We start from the raw sequence: 17,622 nt of genomic DNA on the forward strand, positions 1-17,622 counted from the left end.
CGCCGCCGCGGCGGATCACAGCCCCGCGGTCGTCCCCTCCCCGGAGGCGCTGCCCGCGAGCCACTGGTCCCAGCTCAGGTTGAAGTCGGCGTAGCCGTTGTCGGGCGACGCCTTGGCACGGGGCGAGCCGGTGATGGTGACGGGGTCGCCCTGCTTGACCTGGCCGTAGAACCACTTGGCGTCCGACAGGGACAGGTGGACGCAGCCGTGCGAGCCGCGGGCGCTGCCGCTGCCCGGGGACGGATCGCCGGTCGAGTAGTGCACGTACGTGCCGCTCTGGGTCAGGTGGACGTCCCAGGGCAGGGTGAGGTCGTAGTAGTTCGGGCTGCCCTTGTCACAGCTGATGCCGACGCTGCAGGAGGTCATGTGGACCTTCTCCTGCTTGTCGATGACGGCCATCGTGCCGTTCCACGTGGGGTACTGGGCGCTGCCCGCGTTGATGGACAGGGTGCGTTCCACCGTGCCGTTGCGGGTCACCTTCATGGTGTGGCCGGTCACCGAGACGTCCGCGCGCACGTCGTCGCCGATCGTGAAGGTGTGCGTGTAGTCGTGCACGCCGTAGCGTCCGGCGCCGTTGCCGACGCCCTTCAGCTCGGCGTCGATCTTCACCTTCGTGCCGGAGGGCCAGTACGACTTCGGCCTCCAGTCGGCGCGCCTGTCGCCGAACCAGTGCCAGGCACCCGCCACCGGCTGGGAGGTGCTCACCTTCATGTGCTTCTCCACCGTGGCCCGTGCCTTGGCCGCCACGGGGTTGGTGAAGATCACCGAGATCGGCATGGCCACGCCCACCGTGGTCCCGGTCTGCGGGGTGATCGTCTCCAGCAGCATCGGCGGCCCCGCGGGCTTCGTCGGCGACGGCGAGGCGCTCGCGGTCGGCTTACCCGGCGCCTTCGCGTCGCCCCCGCTCACCTTGTCGCCGCCGCCTCCACCGCAGGCACTCGCACCCACCAGCATCGCACCCGTGACCAGTGCGATCCCTATGCCGCCCTTGCGCCGTCCCACTACCTGCCCCGCTCTCTCGCTCCTCGGCCCTGACGAGCCCGACTCCCTGCCAGACAGAGAGACGACGGACCACAGTTGCGTGTGCCGCGCAAAGGTTGTCCCAAAACCTGTACGACGAGCAGCCGGTGGGCTGTCCTGGCGGTCCACCCACTGCCTTCCTCGCATGCAACGGGCCATCATCCTGAGCGCTCTCGCCGCGAACGGAACCGACACCGCGCCGCGGCGGCTCACCGAACTCGCCACCGAACTCGGCATACCGGCCGCCGACCTCTTCGTCGTCGCAGGCCACCCGGTGCCGACGGAACTCCTTCCCCGGAGCGCGACGCCGGGTCGAGTCTTCACGGCAGCCTCCCCCTGACCACCGCCCAGTTGCTTGAGACGGCGACGGAAGCGGATCGACTGAGCGCGCGCGAGGACCACGGCGTCTGGCAGCCCGTCTCCCAGGGCTTCGCCGAGGAGTGCCCGGACTTTTCCTGACGGGACCGCAGCTCAGGCCCACGCAATGATCTGGTGGACGGGACAGCGCGTCATGTGCCACCTGCGCGCCACTCCGTCAGGTCATGCGGATGCCTGATGACGGATCTGCGCGTCCCAGCATGTCAGCGAGAGGGATGCCGGTTCGGGCTGCTGCGACTCGCCGTGCTCGCAGCTGGGCTCGGGTTCGCGGGCGGAACTTGCGCTCCTTCCCGCAGCCACAGGGTTCGCGGCCCTCGTAACGGAGTCCGGCGTTCAGCACCGCGGCCACGACGGTCCATGCCTTGGTGTCCCTGCGCCGAGGAGCCGCGAAGTCGTGACCGGCGCAGATCATCGGCTCTGAACAGCGAGGACATCGGTGCTCGCCGGGCCCGGGCTGCCGCTTGAATGCGACACGGCAGCGTGCGCACGCGTAGTGCAGCTTGTAGGGCCTCGCGGCGTAATAACACACGAGGTGAACGTACCCGGCAGGGTGGCGGCCGACGAGACAGTTTTCGTGGCTCAGGTCATGGCTGCGTGAGGATGCTCGGCGTTCCGGATCCACTCCAGCAACAGGATTGGCGCATGCCGAGCCGCTGCATCGTCAGCTCGCCATGCGACGGTGCGGAAGCGCCAGCCTAATGGCCGGCCTGGGCGATCCCGGCGTAGATGCGCAGGTCAGAGGGCCTGGTCGGCACCTTCCACCGGCGCAAAGCGTCCATGGCACCGGATGGCCAGCCGGTCTCGTCCTGGTCGGCGACGAAGCGCACGACACGCTGCTGCACGTTGCTGAGGTCGGCGAAGCGTCGCGGGGGTTCGGTGGGATCGCCCGGAAAGGCCAGCGTGAACAACACCTGCGCCATGTAGTACCTGTCGTGGAACGCTTCGACGCCCGTAGCGCCGGCGAGGCCGGCCAGCATGGCATCGACTGCCTGGAGCGTCGTGGCGTCGGGTGTTTCGGCCAGGGCCATCGCCGCGAGGCCGCTGTAAGAGCCGCTCAGGAACGACATCGTCTCGGACTTCTCAGGCGGCCGGGCGACGACCTGTGTCAGCGCGTCGACGACGGCCTGGTCGGCGATGCCGAACCGCGTCAACGCGAAGGCGGAGGCCCAGCGCAGTTCGACGGTCGGGCTGTCCAGGTAACGCCTGACAAAGGGGACGGTGGCCGGCTCACCGAGCAGACCGAGGGCGACCACTCCCGTCGCCGCCGCGCCAGGCGAGCCTTCGTCGGCGATGAACGCTTTCAAGAGCGGAATCGACGTCGCCGCGGCCTCGGGGAACCACGCGAGCAAGTTCGCCGTCTCGGCCCGCAGTTCAGGGCTGTCCGAGCTCAGCAGGACAGCGAGTGCGGGAAGTGCTTCCCGGACGGCGTCATAGGAACGCACCACCGCCTCGGCGTCGGTGAGCACTTGCGCCCAGCTCCCCTCGCGCTGTTCGCGCTGCTCGTCGTCCGCCGCTTCGCGGATCCACTGAGCCCAGTCGTCGGCTTCACCGCGTAGATTCGCGAGGGAGGCACGGTCTTCCTCAGGGTCATAGCCGTTCGGCAGATAGTTGTCGTCCAGTCCGATCGCGATGGCGACCAGCAGACCGACGAACCGATGCCTGTCGACCAGTCTCGGGTCGAGAGCCATCCGCACCAGGAACGGAACGGTGTACGCCGCGGCCTGCGATCGCGTGCCCTGGTGCACGATACGGTTCGCGAGCTGCGCACCCGGCGGGTACCGGCCCTCCCGAACCCCCGCCCGCATCGCCCGGAGGTATCCGGGGACGTCGTCGGCCGTGCCGTAGGAGTGCTGCAGTCGGGCCCAGGGCACATCGTCCAGGCCGGTGAGAGGGTCGTCATCCGTCACAGCGGCGGAGCCTACTGGCGGACGCTCTTCGCTCATGCTGATCGCCGTCCGGGTCATCTGATTTTCGCGCTGCCGCAGATGAACGTCGTTCCCTGAAGCAGCTCTGGTGTGATGCGGACGCCGGTCAGATGCTCGGCCAGCGCGAACGCCGCTGGTTAGGACAGGCTCTCCGCGGTGTCGGAGGTCTCCGCCGAGAACTGGAAGCCGATGGCGTGCATGGCCTTCAGGAGTTCGTCGGGGGTGGTTCCCCATCGGCTGTCGGGGAATCCGGGCTCGAAGGCCAGGCGGCTCGTCGTGTCCTCGGCCCAGAGAAACGAGTCGACGCCGTTGATGTTGACGAAGTGCGAGACCCAGCGGGTGCCGGCGGATGCCGGCAGGGCCTTCTCCTCGGTGACACCGAGATAGCCGTTGGGCTCGATCAGCAGCGTCCACTCCCCGATAGCCGTCATGGCGACCAGTTGCCGGCTGTCGTCGGATTTCAGGAGGTCGAAGGCGGCCTCCACTATCTGCTCCGAACCGGTCCGCGGAGACTCCTCACGCCCCTGGAGACGGCGGAGAACCTCGGAAGGCGGCAGATTGTGCACCAGGGTGAAGCAGTATGCCTCCGCGAGTTCGGGGAAGCGCTCCTCGAACCACACGTAGTCCGCAGCGGTCGTCGTCATACACGGGATTCTCGCGGAGGCCACTGACATCGTGGGTCGAGGCCCGGGCTCCGGGTGTCAGCTTCCGGTTCGTTCCGTGTCGATGCCGAGGGACGCCCACAGTTCCCGCTCCTGGCGGCTCGGTGGGGTCGTGCAGTGTCGTTCCGGGTGGCCGGGGGGAGGGCCCGGAGGGGTTCTCCGGTGAGGGTGGTCGAAGCCGGTGTCCGAGTCGTCGTAGTGAACCCCCGGCAGGGGCCCGGTGAAGAAGACGCCGAGACCGCGGAGGTGGAGGAGCAGGTGCCCCGCGGCGGCGCCGGCCCTGCCGAGCCAGGTCCTCGGACTCATACGGCCCTCCTCCTTCGATCCGGTCCGGGGAGCGTGTCGGGCGGCCCCGTCGGAGCGATGGTCACCGGTTGGCCTGAAGCCTCGCTTAAGCCCGGGGGAGGTATGAAATTCTCATGTCCCGACCCGGCCAGATTCCTAGACGCGATCATGATCGGCTGAGTGTCGTTGCAGGCGGCTACGTGTCACTGTTCCGGCAGGTGGAAGGAGCACTGATATGAAGATCGGGGTTCTGGGACCGCTTGTTGTTGACATCTGCGGCACCTCCGTGGTGCCGAGCGCGGCCAAGCCGCGCCAGATGCTGGCGTTGCTGGCGGTCAACGCGGGCGGGGACGTGAAGGTGACGACCCTGACGGAGGAGTTGTGGGACGCGAGTCCCCCCACGGGGCCCGCCGGCGTCGTGCAGACCTATGTCAAGCAGCTGCGCCGGGCCATCGCCCAGGCCCTGGGACCGGGGCACGAGGGTGCGCCCAAGGAGGTCCTGAGCCGCAGCTACCTCGGGTACGTACTGAAGATGCCCACGTGCGTGGTCGACGCCGAGGTCTTCCAGCAGCTCACCGCCCGCGGGCTGCGGGCCCTGGCGGACGGCGACGACGAGACCGCGTCGAGGCTGCTGGGCGAGGCGCTCGCCCTGTGGCGCGGGCCGGTGCTCGCCGACGTACGGATCGGACCGGCCCTGCGTGTGGAGTCGCTGCGGCTGGAGGAGACACGGCGCTCCGCGCTGGAGGGCCGGATCACCGCGGAGCTGAGGCTCGGCAGGCATGCCGCGGTGATCGGCGAACTTCTCGTGCTCACCGAGCGGTTACCGCTTGAGGAGAACCTGCACGCGCTGCTGATGCTCGCGCTCTACCGAAGCGGTCGCTCGTGGCAGGCGCTTGAGATTTTTCGAAAGCTACGCGCGTCGACTGTCGAGGAGCTGGGAATAGAGCCTTCCCTGCGCATCCAGCGGCTACACCGGGCGATCCTCGCGGCCGACCCCCAACTCGACTGCTCCACATCGAGTTTGGCGGCCTTTTAGCGAACCGGGGCAGCCTGGGCGGGAAGCCGCCGGGCCCAGCCCCGAGAACCCGGGTGCCCCGCCCGGGACCCGGGTACCCCCACCCACCCCCTGGACGGAACCGAGACGGACCACCATGACGCGATACCTGTCCCGGAAGCGCCCGGATCACGAAACGGGCCCTGCGACACGGCTGTTCTGCTTCCCCTACGCGGGCGGCGGAGCGTCGGCGTACCGGCGATGGCAGCGCGGCCTCGACGCCCTGGACGCCGGAGTACGGGTGATGCCCGTGCAACTGCCCGGCCGCGAGGAGCGGTTCGGCGAACCCCGGTTCACCGATCTCGACGCTCTCATCGACGACATGGACGCGCAGCTCGACGAGGAGCTGTCCGAGCCCCACCTCTTCTACGGCCACAGCATGGGCGCGCTCATCGCCTACGCGCTCGCCCGGCGCCGCGAGCAGCGCGGTGCGCGCCTGCCCCGGGCCCTCGTGCTGAGCGCCTTTCGCGCCCCGCACCTGCCGGCCCCGGAGATCGCCGACCCGGACGCCGACGACGAGGAACTCCTCGCCGCGTTGGTGGAGTTGGGCGGCATCCCGCAGGCGCTGGTCGGCCATCCCGAGTTCCTCTCCGCCCTGCTCCCGGTGGCCCGCGACGACCTCCGGCTGTGTCTCGGCGGCACCGCCGTCCCCACCGGTCCCCTGCGGGTGCCGCTGCACCTGTTCGCGGGGCAGGCGGACCAGCTCGTCAGCGTCGACGAGATGCGCTCCTGGCGGCGGCACGCGGGGGCCGGCTGCACGGTGCGGACGCTGCCCGGCGGGCACTTCTTCGTGAGGTCGGACGAGAGCCTGTTCCTGCGCGAACTGGCCCGCCTGGCCCGCCGGTACGTCACGGACCGTGTCCCGGCGCACCAGGTGCCCGTCACGGCCGGGCCGTGAGAATCTCACTCCTCGCTCATCGACATGCCATGCCGGGGTGCCGCCGCGCGGGTGTCATCACGCCCGTACGGCGCGCCCCGGAGCGCTCACGGAACCATCGCGAAAGGAACAGCTCCGTGACCCACGACGCCACGCAGGGCGCCATCAGGAGCTCGGCCTCCCGGCAGGTCCGCATCGCCTGGGGGGTGTTGTCCACCGTCCTGCTGGCCTGGGCGGTGTTCGAGGCGGTGAAGTACGGCGGCTGGGTGATCGCGGCGGTCGTCGCCGGCGTCGTCGTACCCGACCTGTCGTTCCTGGCCGGTCTCTCCGGGCCGCACGAGCACGGGCGGCTGTCGCCCAGGGCCGTACCTCTCTACAACCTGCTGCACCGGCCCGTCGTCGCCTTCCTCATCATGCTCTCCTGTCTGATCCCCGACTCGCCGGCCGTCGCCGTTCCCCTGTTCAACCTCGGTCTGGTCTGGCTGCAGCACATCGCCTCCGACCGGGCCTTCGGCTTCGGCCTGCGCACGGCCGACGGCTGGCAGCGCTGACCGGGGCAGCCCCTGACCAGGCGCGGGAGCCGGCCGTCCGGGTGCGCTTTGCTCCCGCGCAAGCCCTTGCTGCGAGGCTCGTCCGGTCTCCGGCGGACGGGCCTCGCCGTCTCCCGGAGACCGGACCACCGCATGCCAGTACCCCCTCACCACCTGTTGCCCGGAGGAAGCGAATGGACACGACGGAGACGACGCAGGCGACGCAGCCGACCGAGCCGACTCAGGGCGGCGGACCGGAGACGGACCAGCCGATCCTCGCCTACCCCTTCCACCGCCCCTCGGCCGTCGAAGTCCCGCCCGTCTACGAGGAGTTGCGGGCCAAGTGCCCGGTCGCCCACGTCCGGCTGCCCAGCGGTGACGAGGGCTACGTGGTGAGCCGCTACGACGACGTGCGCACCGTGCTCGCGGACGCCAGGTTCAGCCGGGCCGCCACCATCGAGCCCGACGCGCCGCAGCTCACCGGCACGCCCCCCGTGCCGGGCAGCCTGTTCACCACGGACGCGCCCGAGCACACCCGGCTGCGCAGGCTCGTCTCCCGCGAGTTCACCGCCCGCCGGGTGCAGAACATGCGGCCGCGGATCCAGGAACTGGCCGACGGTCTGCTGGACGAGATGGCGAAGGCCGGGGGGCCGGTCGACCTCAACGCGGCGCTGGCCTTCCCGCTGCCCGTGATGGTGATCTGCGAACTGCTCGGTGTGCCCTTCGAGGACCGCGACCGGTTCCGCGAGTGGTCGGACGCGTTCGTCTCGCTGACCGCGCACACCGCGGAGGAGACCGCCGCGCAGCGCCAGCAGATGATCGAGTACCTGGCCGCGCTGGTCAAGCGCAAGCGGGACGAGCCGACGGACGATCTGATGGGGGCGCTCGTCGCCGCCCACGACGAGGAGGGAAGCCTCAACGAGTACGAGCTGATCGTCATGGCGGCGACCATCCTCGTCGCCGGTCACGAGACCACCGTCAGCATGATCGGCAAGATGGTCCTCACCCTGCTGCGCCACCCGGAGCACATGGCCGCGCTGCGCGAACGTCCCGAGCTGATGGAGCACGCCGTCGAGGAGCTGCTGCGCGTCAACCCGATCGGCGACGGCGGCCCGCTGCGGATCACCCTGGAGGACGTCGAGGTCGGCGGCACCGTCATCCCCAAGGGCAGCGCGGTCCTGGCGGCGGTCTGCTCCGCCAACCAGGATCCCGAGCGGTTCCCCGACGTGAAGCCGAACGAGTTCGACCCCACGCGGCCCGAGGCCGTCCACCACGTGGCGTTCGGCCACGGCCCGCACTTCTGCCTGGGCGCCGCGCTGGCCCGGGCGGAGCTGCAGATCGTCCTCACCTCGCTGCTGAGCCGTTTCCCCGGCCTGCGGCTCGCGGAGGACGCCGAGCCCCTGGAGCTGACCACCGGCATGATGGTGCACGGCCTGACCCGGCTGCCCGTCACCTGGTGACCGGCCCGTCGGAACAGCGCCCGGCCGTCACCGGCTGACGGCCGGCCCGCCGTACCCGCCGTACCCGCCGGCCCGCCGTACCCGCCGGGCCGCCGTACCCACCCGGCCGCCGTACCCGCCGTACCCGCCGGGCCGCCGTACCCGCCGTACCCGCCGGGCCGCCGTACCCACCCGGCCGCCGTACCCGCCGTACCCACCCGGCCGCCGTACCCACCCGGGCTGCTGCACCCGGGCACGACCCGCCGTACCGCTCGGGCACGGCCCACCGGTACCGCCGCTGAATGGCAGAGGGCCCTGGCCCGTACGTTCCCGTACGGGCCAGGGCCCTTTCGCCGCCCGCCGGCCCTCACTGGGCCGTGCCCGAAGCGGTCACCGGCGGGTGGCGGGCAGCTGCGCCTCCACGGCGTGCGGGCCCGGCTTCTGCAACTGGAAGTACGCACCTCCCAGCACCTTCTCCTTCAGCTTCTGGCTCTGGTCGACCACCCGGTACAGCGAGCGGCGCAGGACACCGCCCGCGCCGTGCAGGGCGAACAGCCGCTCCTGGCGCAGTTGCAGACCGCGCGACCTGCCCACCGCGTCCTCCCGCGAGCGCTGGAAGTCCTCGCACGCCCGCAGCAGCGCCGTCTCGCCCCCGCCCGCGTCGATCGCCTCGCGCACCAGCGGGGCCAGCGTGACCGCGTCGATGATCGCGTGGTTGACGCCCTGCCCGAGGATCGGCGTCAGCGTGTGCGCCGCGTCACCGATCAGGACCAGGCCCGGCATCGACCAGCGCGGCACCAGCGCGGTGAAGATGTCCAGCATCGAGGTGTCGGACCAGGAACGGATCTCGCTGCGCACCGACCCGGACAGCTCGGGCGCGAGCAGGTCGAGACGCTCGTACAGCGCGGGCAGCCCCCGGGCACGCAGCTCCTTCAGGCCCCCCTTGGGGATGTTGAAGCCGACGCGGACGCTGTTCGGGTGGGTCGGGATGAACAGCCCGTGCTGGTCGCCGCGGATGCGGATGCGATACGTACGGTCGTCCCACTCGGGCGGGAACGGCAGCTTCAGCCACACCACGTCACGGTCCAGCGGCAGCTTCGTGTACGGCAGGCCCGACATCTCGCGGACCTTGCTGAACCGGCCGTCCGCTGCCACGGTGAGCGCCGCCCGCACCGTGATCTCGCCCTCCGGGGTGCGCGCCGTCACCCCGGTGACCGGCCCGCCGCCGTCGGCCTCGCGCAGCAGCCGGGTGGCCGTGGCCCGGCGCACCAGGACGAAGTGCTCCGGGTGCTCCTCCTGCCCGAGGGAGGCCAGCGCCGACAGCAGCGCCGGCTGGGGCATCTCCACCGGGTAGGGGTGCGGGTACCGGAAGCGGCGGAAGTCGGCGCGCAGCACGGGGCTGCCGGAGTCGACGATCTCCATTCTGTGCATCTGCTGGTAGGCGCCGTTCAGGCGGCCGAGGACGCCCAGCCGGTCGAGCAGCCACACCGAGTCGGGGGAGACCGACTCGCCCCGGAACGACCGGTCGAAGTGCCCGCTCTGTTCCAGGACCACGACGGAGACGGAACGTTTGGCGAGCTCCACGGCCAGCGTGAGCCCCGCCGGGCCGCCTCCGACCACACACACCTCTGCGGTCAGCTCAGTTGTCGTCATCAACGCTGCCTTTCAGAAGGAGTCATCCTCCGCGGATGATCCTCAGCCCGCCTAAAGCAGCTCTTGCGGACGATGGAGCCGGCCCGCGCGGACGGCCCCCGGAGCGGGGCGGGCGCTCCGGCGCAAGCCCGTCTTTAGGGCCGGGGCACAAGCTCTGAGGAGCCCGCCCGCCCTGGCAGAGAGGCGAACAGACCGTGAGCACAGCAGTGACGAGGCCGTCCGGCCCGGAGCCCGCCGGCCCCCTCGACCGGCTGCGCGCGCTGTCCGGCGAGAAGAGGCTCGCCGCCGAGTATCCGGCGGTGCCCGCACTGCTCGCCGAACTCGCGCAGCGGGACGACGGGCCGGCCCAGATGTCCCGCGCGGGACGGCTGCTCGCCAAGGTCGCCCCCGAGGACATCGCCGAGTGGCACTCCGGCGTCGAACCGGCCGCCGTGGCCGTCACGGGACACGGCACGCTCGACGGGCTGACCGCCCCGCTCACCGCCGAACTCGCCCGGCACGGCGTCCCGTTGCGCGTCAGCACCGGCGACCACGACGCATGGCTGCGCGACCTCCAGGACCCCGGCAGCCATCTGTACGCCCCCGGCACGGAACTCGCCCTGTGCCTGCTCGACGCCCAGGTCGTCTTCGGTGAACTACCGCTTCCCTGGGGCGTGGAGGACGTCGCCAAGGCCGTCACCGGGAAGCTCGAACTCCTCGACGCGCTCGCCGCCCGCTACGACGAACTCGGCACCGGCACGCTCGTCCTCAACACCCTGCCGCTGCTCGCCGAGCACCCCCGGCAACTGATCGACCACTGCTCCCGCACCGAACTGTCCATCGTCTGGCGGGAGTTCAACATCGGCCTGCTGCGGCTCGCCGCCGCGCACCCGCGGCTGCACGTCGTCGACCTGGAACCGCTGATCGCCGAGGGCGGACCGGTGCGTGACACACGGCTCGCCGCCTACGCCAAGGTGCACCTGGGCGAGGAACTGCTCGCCCGGTACGCGCGTCAGGCGGCCCATCTGCTGCGGACCCTGCGCGGCCGGGCCCGGAAGGTCCTCGTGGTGGACCTCGACAACACCCTCTGGGACGGCGTCCTCGGCGACGACGGACCCGACGGCATCGCCGCCGCCACCACCTACCGCGGTGAGGCGTTCGGCCGGTTCCAGCGGGTCGTCAAGCAGATCGGCGGCCAGGGCGTGCTGCTCGCGGTGTGCAGCAAGAACGACCGCGAACCGGTCCTCGACGTGCTGCGCACCCACCCCGACATGACCCTGCGCGAGGACGACTTCGTGCGGATCAGCGCCGACTGGGAGCCCAAGGACGGCGCCATCCGCGCCCTCGCCGACCGGCTCAATCTCGGCACCGACAGCATCGTCTTCGCCGACGACTCGCCCTTCGAACGCGGTCTCGTGGCCTCCTCGCTCCCGGAGATCGCCCTGATCGCGCTCGACGAGGAGCCGGCGCTGCACATCGACCGGCTGCTCGCCGACGGCTGGTTCGACGTACGGGAACTGACCACCGCGGACCGGGGCCGCGCCGTGCAGTACCGCCAGGAGGCGGAGCGGGAGGACCTCCGGCGGACCGCCGGCTCGATGGCGGACTACCTGCGCGACCTCGGCGTGACCGTCGAGGTGGCCCCGGTGCGCGACCACGAGGTAGCCCGGATCGCCCAGATCACCCTGCGCACCAACCAGTTCAACCTCACCACCCGCCGGCTCCAGGTGCCCGACGTGCGCGAACGGCTCGACTCCCCGGACCACCTGGTGCTGGCCGTGCGCTCCCGTGACCGCTTCGGCGACAACGGGGTCGTGGGCGCCCTCTTCGTCCACCGCGAGGAGCAGGCGCTGCGCATCGACAACATGCTGCTCAGCTGCCGCGTCTTCGCCCGCGGCATCGAACAGGCCACGCTCGCCGCGCTGTTGCAGCACGCCAGGGACTCGGGCGCGCGGGAGGTGCGCGCGAGTTACCGGCCCACCGCCAAGAACCACAAGATGCGCGACTTCTACCCCTCGCTCGGCTTCGAGCCGGCGGCCGAAGCAACCGACGGCACGGTGGAGTTCAGGCACCCGCTCACCGAACTGCCCGAAGCCCCCGGGCACATCGCACTCGACGCCGACTTCCGCCGCGACGCCGGATGACCGGCGGCCCGTTCGTACGCACCCCCGGGACGGGCCGCGGCCGACCACGCCCGTGACGCCCGTACCCCCGGTCCCCCTGCCCCCCAACCCCACACCGCGAGCCGGACCCGCACAAGCGTCTCCTTAGCACCGCGGACGACGATCGTGATGTCACAGCGACCCGTGCCGGCGCCACGCCAGCGGATCTCGGAGAGGTCGGAGAAAGACGTTGACGAACTTCCGGACCTTCACGGAACTGGTTCTGGAGCGTACCGAAGCCCGCGGCGCCGCGGATGCCTTCACCTTCCTGCCCGACGACGCCCGCGGCTCGGTGCCCCGGCACCTCACGTTCGCGGGACTCGACCGGGAGGCACGCCGGATCGCGTCCTGGCTCCAGGCACGCGGCGCGGCGAACCGCCAGGTCCTGCTGCTCTATCCGTCCAGCCTCGACTTCATCGCGGCGTTCACCGCCTGCCTGTACGCCGGTGCCGTGGCGGTGCCCGCGCCGGTGCCCACGGAACAGGGCCGCAAGTTCACGCGGGTCCTGGGCATCCTGCGCGACGCCGAGGCGGTCGCCGTGCTCACCGACTCGGCCAACGCCCCCGAGATCTCCGCCTGGCTGGCCGCGGAGGGCCGCACGGACGTGCCCTGCCTGGCCACCGACGACCCGGCCCAGGGCGACGCGGCCGCCTGGCAGGCGCCCGCCCTCACCCCCGAGAGCCTGGCCTTCCTCCAGTACACCTCGGGCTCGACCAGCGAACCCAAGGGAGTCGCGGTCTCGCACCGCAACCTGCTCGCCAACGAGGCGGCGATCCAGCGGTCGATCGGCACCGGCCCGGACACCGTGTGCGGCGGCTGGCTGCCCTTCTACCACGACATGGGCCTGATCGGGCAGATCCTCCACCCGCTCTACCTCGGCAACCCCGCCGTCCTGATGGCCCCCTTCACCTTCCTCAAACGCCCCTACCGCTGGCTGAAGATGATCGGCGACTACGGCGTGACCACCGCCGGGGGCCCCAACTTCGCGTACGACCTGTGCGTGCGCAGGATCACCGACGCGCAGTCGCAGACGCTGGACCTGTCCACCTGGACGACCGCCAACAACGGCGCCGAACCGGTGCGGGCCGAGACGATCCGCGCCTTCACCGAGCGCTTCGCGTCCGCGGGGTTCCGTCCCGAGGCCTTCTTCCCCTGCTACGGCATGGCGGAGACGACCCTGCTGGTCTCCGGCATCCCGCGCACCGCGGGCCCCCGCGTGCTCGACGTCGACGCCGCCGCCCTGGAGCGCGGTGCGCTGGCCGGCCCGCGCGCGGGCGAACCCAGCCGCTCCCTCGCCAGCAGCGGGGTCGTACGCGACTTCGAGATCCGCGTCGTCGACCCGGAGACCCGCACCGAGCGGCCCGAGGGGCACGTCGGCGAGATCTGGCTCAAGGGCGACAGCGTCGCCCGGGGGTACTGGAAACGGCCGGAGACCAACAAGGAGGTCTTCGACGCGGCGATCGGCGACGGCACCGGCGGACACGACGGCGGCGGCTGGCTGCGCACCGGCGACCTGGGCGTCCTGAAGGACGGAGAGCTCTACGTCACCGGCCGGGTCAAGGAGGTGGTCGTGCTGGCGGGCCGCAACCTCTACCCGCAGGACGTCGAACGCGCCGTGCAGTCCGTGGACCCGGCCTTCGGCACCGGCGCGGGCGCCGTCTTCGCCGTCGACGCCGACCGCGAGCACCTGGTGGCGCTCCAGGAGGTCCGCCCCGGCGCCGTCTCCACCGGCCTGCCCGCCCTCACCTCCGCGGTCCAGCGGTTCATCAGCGAGGAGTTCGCGGTCCCGGCCGGCAACGTCCTGCTCGTACGGCCCGGCACCGTCCGGAAGACCACGAGCGGCAAGATCCAGCGCACCCTGATGCGCAAGCTGTTCCTGGAGGGCCGGATCACCGCGCTGCACGAGGTCCTCGACCCCGCCGTCCGCGGCCTCATCGCCACCGCTGCCGCCACCGACGCGGCCCCGTCCCCGGAAACGGTGGTCTGACATGGAACACCTGCCCTACCGGCTCGCCGAGGAGTTCGACTACCACCTCGGCGACCCGCACGACCCCGGTGAGGTCTTCTCCTACGCGCGCTGCGCGGAGCTGGACGAGAGGGAGGACTTCCCCGCCGACATCTGCCGCCGCTTCCAGGAATGGGGGCTGCCCGACCACTACGTACCGGTCGAGTACGGCGGCGGGCTGCGCGACTACGAGCAGGTGCTCCAGCTCGTGCGCGCCGTCGCCCGCCGCGATCTGACCTGCGCCATCGGCCACGGAAAGACCTACCTCGGCGGGGTCTGCGTCTGGATCGCCGGCTCGGCGGAGCAGGGCGCCCGGCTCGGCGCCGACATCATGGCCGGGGTCCCGGTCTGTCTCGGGCTCACCGAACGCGCCCACGGCAGCGACCTGCTGGCCGGTGAGGTGCGCACCGACGGCCAGGAGCCGGACCACGACGGCCACTGGCTGGTCAGCGGCGAGAAGTGGCTGATCAACAACGCCACCCGGGGCTCGGTGCTGTCGCTGCTGACCCGCACGCGCCCGGACGGCGGCCCGCGCGGCTTCAGCGTCCTCCTCGTGGACAAGCGGGAACTCGCCGAGGGCACCTACCGCCACCTCCCCAAGATCCGCACCCACGGCATCCGCGGCGCCGACATCTCGGGCATCGCCTTCGACCGGGCCAGGGTGCCGCGAAGCGCCCTCGTCGGAGCCGAGGGCGCGGGCCTGGAGATCGTGCTCAAGGCGCTCCAGCTCACCCGCACCATGTGCGCGGCGCTGTCGCTCGGCGCCGGCGACCACGGGCTGCGGCTCGGCCTGGACTTCGCCGAGGAGCGCGAGCTGTACGGCCGCCGGCTCGTCGATCTCCCGCAGGCCCGGCACGTGCTGACCGGTGCCGCCGCCGACGTCCTGCTGCACGAGGCGGTCGCCCTGGTCGCCGCCCGCGCCGTACAGGCCCAGACCGCCGAACTCGGCGTCACCTCGGCCGTCACCAAGTACCTGCTGCCCACCGGCACCGACCAGGTCCTCGCCGACCTGACCGGGCTGCTCGGCGCCCGCGCCTTCCTCAAGGGCGTCTACGCCGGCGGCCGGTTCCAGAAGGTCGTGCGCGACCACCGGCTCGTCGGACTCTTCGACGGCAACACCCTGGTCAACCTCAACTCCCTGGTGAACCAGTTCCGTTCACTGGCCCGCGGGTTCCGGCGCGGCACCGGCGACACGGCCGGCGCCGAGGTGGCCTGTGACCTGACGGCACCGCTGCCGCCCCTGGACCCGGCGCGGCTGACGCTGGTGGCCCGGTACGGCAGCGGCGTGACGGCGTCCCTGCCCGCCCACGTCGACGAGATCGCCCGGCGGGCGGCACGGAACCCCGCCCTCGCCCCGGTGGCCGAGGCCGCGCGGCGGCTGCTCGCCGTCACCACCGCGGTGCACACCGAGATGGAGGAGCACCAGGGCGTCCTCACCGAGGTCCCGCCCGCCGCCTTCGAGGTCGCCCGCCGCTACACCCTGTGCTGGGCGGGCGCGGCCTGCCTCGGCCTGTGGACGCGGAGCGCCGACCACCTGCGGGACGACCCGGACACCGGGCACCTGTGGCGCGACGGGCTGTGGCTGCACACCGCCCTCGACCGGCTGCTGCGCCGCCTCGGCGAACCGGCGGCGGCCGGCGAGGAGACGTACGAAGACCTGCTCGGCGCCCTGCGGGCGGCCCGCTCGGCGGGCCGGCTGTTCTCGCTGCTGCCCCAGCGGATCCCCGAGCGGCAGCCCGCGACCACCGCCGCGGCAGCCGGAGAGAGTGAGAGGACGTCATGCTGATCGGCACAGAGCCCCGGGGCGCCGTACCCGACGGTCAGGAGGCGACCGGGCAGGAAGCGCGGGCCGCGGCCCGCGTGGCCGAGCTGGACCGGCGGCTCGGCGACCCCACCGACGACGGCAACGAACTGTCCTACGCCAGGCTCCTGGAGGCGGACGAGGCCGGTGAACTCTCCCGGGCCGGCGAGCGCGCCCTCGACGAACTGGGCCTGGGCGCCGACTTCGTGCCGCGCGCCGAGGGCGGCCGCCTGGAGCGGCTCGACATCCTGGTACGGGTCATGCGCCAGGTGTTCCGCCGCGACGTCGCCCTCGGCCTGGGCTACGGCGTCACCTCCTTCATGGCCGCCGTCAACGTCTGGACCTCCGGCGACGCCGCGCAGCGCGAAAGGCTCGCGCGGATCCTCACCGGCGGCGGCAAGGTGGCGGTCGCCTACCACGAACTCGCGCACGGCAACGACTTCGTGCGCAACGAGTTCGAGGCCCGCCCCGACGGCGGCGGCTTCCGGCTGTACGGCGCCAAGCAGGTCATCAACAACGCCGGACGCGCCGACGCCTGGGTCCTGTTCAGCCGCACCAGCCCCGCACCGGGCAGCCGCAGCCACTCCGTGCTCCTCGTCGAGCGCGACGGCCTGGCGGCGGACACCTTTCGGATACTGCCCCGCTACGACGCCGTCGGCGTACGCGGCTGCCTCCTGTCCGGACTCCGGTTCGACGGCACGCCCGTGCCCGCCTCGGCCCTCGTCGGCGAGAGCGGCAAGGGCGTCGAAACCGCGCTGCGCGCCTTCCAGATCACCCGGTCCGCGCTCCCCGGCATGGCCGTCGGCACCACCGACACGGCGCTGCGGACCGTGGTGCGCTTCGCGCTGGGCCGGCAGCTGTACCGCAAGTCCGTCATGGAGATCCCGCACGCCAGGGACACCCTGTCCGGCGCCTTCACCGACCTGCTGACCTGCGACAGCCTCTCGCTGGCCGCGACCCGCGCGGTGCACCTGCTGCCCGAGCAGACCAGCGTCTTCGCCGCCGCCGCCAAGTACCTCGTCCCGAAGGTGCTCACCGACACCATGCACGACCTGTCCATCGTGCTCGGGGCCCGCTTCTACCTCCGCGACGGCGAGTACGGCATCTTCCAGAAGCACCTGCGCGACCTGCCGGTGCTCAGCCTCGGCCACGCCGGCTCCGCCGCCTGCCAGGCCACGATCATCCCGCAGCTGTCCCGGCTCGCCCGGCGCTCCTGGTTCGCCGACGAACCGGCCCCCGCGCGGCTGTTCCAGCCGCGCGCGGACCTGCCCGGGCTGCCCTACGACCGGCTCACCCTGGCGAGCGGCCGGGACGCGCTCAGCGCCACCCTGGTCGCCGCCGTGGACCGGCTGCCCGGCGCCTCGCCCGAGGAGCGGGCCGTCCAGCGGCTCACGCTCCAGCTGGTGGACGAGCTGCGGCAGGTCCAGGAGGCGAGCCGGGCGCTCGCACCCCAGGACCGCACGGCCCTCGCCGCACCCGCCGTCTTCGCCCTCGCCGACCGCTACGCCGTCCTGCTCGCGGCCGCCGCCGCGATCGGCGTCTGGCAGCAGGCCGCCCGCGACGGCGGCGACGCGTTCCTCGCCGACCCCGCCTGGCTCGCCGCCGCACTGCACCGTCTCGCCCGGCGCCTGGGCCGGCGGCCCGCCGGCCTCCCGGCCTCCGTGGACGCGCGCATGCACGAGGAAGTGCTGCGCAGATTCCGCGAACGCACCAGCTACGACCTGTACGACACCCCGCTCGCCGGCTGACGGACACCGGCCGGCCGGCGCGGGCGACGGCCCGCCCGCGCCGTCCGCCGGTCCTCACCGCCACGGCAGCACGCGACCACCGTTCACCCTCGCGAGGAGTGCAC

At 71.9% G+C, this 17,622-nt stretch carries 14 protein-coding genes and 1 pseudogene; 9 read left to right on the top strand and 6 right to left on the bottom strand.

The annotated features are described in order from the left end of the window. Positions 1-15: 15 nt before the first annotated feature. Positions 16-1,002: a L,D-transpeptidase gene (locus AB0927_RS10120; RefSeq protein WP_366667075.1), complete on the bottom strand. Its 987-nt coding sequence runs from the start codon at positions 1,000-1,002 to the stop codon at positions 16-18. Between the two features lie 163 nt (positions 1,003-1,165). Here AB0927_RS10120 and AB0927_RS10125 point away from each other — a divergent pair, with 163 nt between their 5' ends. After that, a complete protein-coding gene (locus tag AB0927_RS10125; RefSeq protein WP_366667076.1) occupies positions 1,166-1,360 on the top strand; it encodes a hypothetical protein in 195 nt (64 codons plus the stop codon). A gap of 733 nt (positions 1,361-2,093) precedes the next feature. Here AB0927_RS10125 and AB0927_RS10130 read toward each other — a convergent pair. The 3 genes and pseudogenes from AB0927_RS10130 to AB0927_RS10140 all read right to left on the bottom strand — a co-directional run bounded on the left by AB0927_RS10130 (position 2,094) and on the right by AB0927_RS10140 (position 4,291). Further along, positions 2,094-3,305 carry a HEAT repeat domain-containing protein gene (locus AB0927_RS10130; RefSeq protein ID WP_366667077.1) on the bottom strand — a complete coding sequence of 404 codons (1,212 nt, stop codon included), beginning with the start codon at positions 3,303-3,305 and terminating at the stop codon, positions 2,094-2,096. Between the two features lie 53 nt (positions 3,306-3,358). Continuing rightward, positions 3,359-3,997: pseudogene (locus AB0927_RS10135) on the bottom strand (DUF6461 domain-containing protein). Between the two features lie 27 nt (positions 3,998-4,024). Continuing rightward, positions 4,025-4,291, bottom strand: coding sequence for a DUF6059 family protein (locus tag AB0927_RS10140; RefSeq protein WP_366667078.1), 267 nt, complete (start codon positions 4,289-4,291; stop codon positions 4,025-4,027). Between the two features lie 214 nt (positions 4,292-4,505). Between AB0927_RS10140 and AB0927_RS10145 the strand changes: the two genes are divergently transcribed. The 4 genes from AB0927_RS10145 (at position 4,506) to AB0927_RS10160 (ending at position 8,191) form a co-directional block, all read left to right on the top strand. Beyond that, on the top strand, positions 4,506-5,306 hold the full coding sequence (locus AB0927_RS10145; RefSeq protein ID WP_366667079.1) for an AfsR/SARP family transcriptional regulator: 801 nt from the start codon (positions 4,506-4,508) through the stop codon (positions 5,304-5,306). A gap of 115 nt (positions 5,307-5,421) precedes the next feature. Beyond that, positions 5,422-6,222 (top strand): alpha/beta fold hydrolase, encoded by an 801-nt coding sequence (locus tag AB0927_RS10150; protein ID WP_366667080.1) that lies wholly within the window; start codon positions 5,422-5,424, stop codon positions 6,220-6,222. A 116-nt stretch (positions 6,223-6,338) separates the two neighbouring features. After that, positions 6,339-6,752 (top strand): DUF4260 family protein, encoded by a 414-nt coding sequence (locus tag AB0927_RS10155; RefSeq protein WP_366667081.1) that lies wholly within the window; start codon positions 6,339-6,341, stop codon positions 6,750-6,752. 173 nt (positions 6,753-6,925) lie between these two features. Next, entirely contained in the window at positions 6,926-8,191 is a 1,266-nt protein-coding gene (locus tag AB0927_RS10160) for a cytochrome P450 (protein WP_366667082.1), read from the top strand. Positions 8,192-8,218: 27 nt separating this feature from the next. Here the strand turns inward: AB0927_RS10160 and AB0927_RS10165 are convergent, their stop codons facing one another. Both AB0927_RS10165 and AB0927_RS10170 read right to left on the bottom strand, forming a co-directional pair. Further along, entirely contained in the window at positions 8,219-8,419 is a 201-nt protein-coding gene (locus AB0927_RS10165) for a hypothetical protein (protein ID WP_366667083.1), read from the bottom strand. Positions 8,420-8,560: 141 nt separating this feature from the next. Continuing rightward, positions 8,561-9,823 (bottom strand): FAD-dependent oxidoreductase, encoded by a 1,263-nt coding sequence (locus AB0927_RS10170; RefSeq protein ID WP_366667084.1) that lies wholly within the window; start codon positions 9,821-9,823, stop codon positions 8,561-8,563. A gap of 194 nt (positions 9,824-10,017) precedes the next feature. Here AB0927_RS10170 and AB0927_RS10175 point away from each other — a divergent pair, with 194 nt between their 5' ends. The 4 genes from AB0927_RS10175 to AB0927_RS10190 all read left to right on the top strand — a co-directional run bounded on the left by AB0927_RS10175 (position 10,018) and on the right by AB0927_RS10190 (position 17,518). Next, positions 10,018-11,946 carry an HAD-IIIC family phosphatase gene (locus AB0927_RS10175; RefSeq protein ID WP_366667085.1) on the top strand — a complete coding sequence of 643 codons (1,929 nt, stop codon included), beginning with the start codon at positions 10,018-10,020 and terminating at the stop codon, positions 11,944-11,946. Positions 11,947-12,154: 208 nt separating this feature from the next. Next, the gene (locus AB0927_RS10180) at positions 12,155-13,951 is read left to right on the top strand and encodes a fatty acyl-AMP ligase (protein ID WP_366667086.1); all 1,797 of its coding nucleotides are present in this window, start codon (positions 12,155-12,157) and stop codon (positions 13,949-13,951) included. Between the two features lies 1 nt (position 13,952). Then, positions 13,953-15,755, top strand: coding sequence for an acyl-CoA dehydrogenase (locus AB0927_RS10185; protein ID WP_366667087.1), 1,803 nt, complete (start codon positions 13,953-13,955; stop codon positions 15,753-15,755). After that, on the top strand, positions 15,749-17,518 hold the full coding sequence (locus AB0927_RS10190) for an acyl-CoA dehydrogenase family protein (RefSeq protein WP_366667088.1): 1,770 nt from the start codon (positions 15,749-15,751) through the stop codon (positions 17,516-17,518). The genes AB0927_RS10185 and AB0927_RS10190 overlap by 7 nt, the downstream gene beginning before the upstream one ends. Positions 17,519-17,622: the final 104 nt, after the last annotated feature.

Origin of the sequence: Streptomyces sp. NPDC048106, assembly GCF_040706415.1 — a bacterium.
Lineage (GTDB): Bacteria > Actinomycetota > Actinomycetes > Streptomycetales > Streptomycetaceae > Streptomyces.

Bases quoted from the DNA above. Each gene is read 5' to 3' on its own strand.
- AB0927_RS10125 (WP_366667076.1), top strand. From the start codon at position 1,166: ATGCAACGGGCCATCATCCTGAGCGCTCTCGCCGCGAACGGAACCGAC.
- AB0927_RS10140 (WP_366667078.1), bottom strand. From the start codon at position 4,291: ATGAGTCCGAGGACCTGGCTCGGCAGGGCCGGCGCCGCCGCGGGGCAC.
- AB0927_RS10145 (WP_366667079.1), top strand. From the start codon at position 4,506: ATGAAGATCGGGGTTCTGGGACCGCTTGTTGTTGACATCTGCGGCACC.
- AB0927_RS10150 (WP_366667080.1), top strand. From the start codon at position 5,422: ATGACGCGATACCTGTCCCGGAAGCGCCCGGATCACGAAACGGGCCCT.
- AB0927_RS10160 (WP_366667082.1), top strand. From the start codon at position 6,926: ATGGACACGACGGAGACGACGCAGGCGACGCAGCCGACCGAGCCGACT.
- AB0927_RS10170 (WP_366667084.1), bottom strand. From the start codon at position 9,823: ATGACGACAACTGAGCTGACCGCAGAGGTGTGTGTGGTCGGAGGCGGC.
- AB0927_RS10185 (WP_366667087.1), top strand. From the start codon at position 13,953: ATGGAACACCTGCCCTACCGGCTCGCCGAGGAGTTCGACTACCACCTC.
- AB0927_RS10190 (WP_366667088.1), top strand. From the start codon at position 15,749: ATGCTGATCGGCACAGAGCCCCGGGGCGCCGTACCCGACGGTCAGGAG.